The organism is Companilactobacillus halodurans (genome assembly GCF_009600985.1).
In the GTDB taxonomy this organism is placed as follows: Bacteria; Bacillota; Bacilli; order Lactobacillales; family Lactobacillaceae; genus Companilactobacillus; species Companilactobacillus halodurans.
On sequence record NZ_VDFP01000272.1, the window covers coordinates 1 to 1,052 of the forward strand.

1 protein-coding gene is annotated in these 1,052 nt (G+C 35.2%); it reads right to left on the minus strand.

Translation table 11 applies throughout. The annotated features are described in order from the left end of the window. Window positions 1-227 precede the first annotated feature (227 nt). On the minus strand, window positions 228-1,052 hold an 825-nt coding region (locus FHL06_RS14100), incomplete at its 5' end, for an ISL3 family transposase (protein WP_153387293.1).

A 1,052-nucleotide genomic window follows, 5' to 3' on the forward strand; every position in this document is an offset into this window, starting at 1 on the left:
GGTCGAGTGATTTTTCAAGGTTATCCTATTGACTTATTGAAGCATACAGAATCTTTTACGGCGCAACATTTGCAGCAATTTCTTAACTAAATATCAAAAAAGTACGGTAGAAATTTGAAGTGCAACACAAAAGTTAGACAAAATAGAATATTTTGGGGTCTAAGTCAAATCGTGTTGGTAGGGACTTTTACTAAGAATCATGCCTTAATTGGTATGGTTCTTTTTCTTTATGCCCTTATAAGTTGAATACGCATAAAGAAATGCATCTGATTCTTAAATCCAAAACAACCACGTTTTAATGCCTTGATTTTTCGATTGATTCCTTCAAGGGGAACATTTGAATAACTGTATTTACTGCTGTTTAGAACATATGATAAATTTTTCTTCAGAGTGTTCATGGCAACGTCCGTAGGACTGCCATTTCTTTTGTAATGCGTTATAGCTTCGCTTAACGCATTGATATCATTATTTCTTATAGCTTCTAAAACCGATTGATAAGCGTTATAGCTATGTCTGAAATCATCACTTTGATTCAGTCCTAAGTCAACGATATTCTGTTGTGTAGAATATTCTCCTAAACCTCTGTAATACTTAGAATCAGTGGCATTTAACGATGATTCTTGCATGTGGAATATCTTCCATTCAGATTTTAGTACCTTATATTCTCTAGAGAAGTGATTTAATCTAGAAGTAGCGAGAAGTCGGGCTTTGTCTAGGGCACAACTTACAAGCTGTATTATGTGGAACCTATCTACAATGATTTCAGCGTTTGGAAACAAACGGTGAACGATAGTTTGATATTGAGCATTTAAATCAAGCGTTATTGTTCTTACTAGCTGTCTTTCTTGCTTAGAGTATTGGTTTAGGAAGAACTCAGTAATAGACCTATTCAAACGGTTGGACAGTAGTCCAACTAGTTTGTGATCGTTATTCGCATCACAACAGATGAAAGACATATCAGAGCCAGTAGATCTAAACTCATCAAAGCATAGGTTGATTGGTAAAACCTTAGTAGATTGTCGAAAGGTAATGCTGTCATAAAGCGAACGACT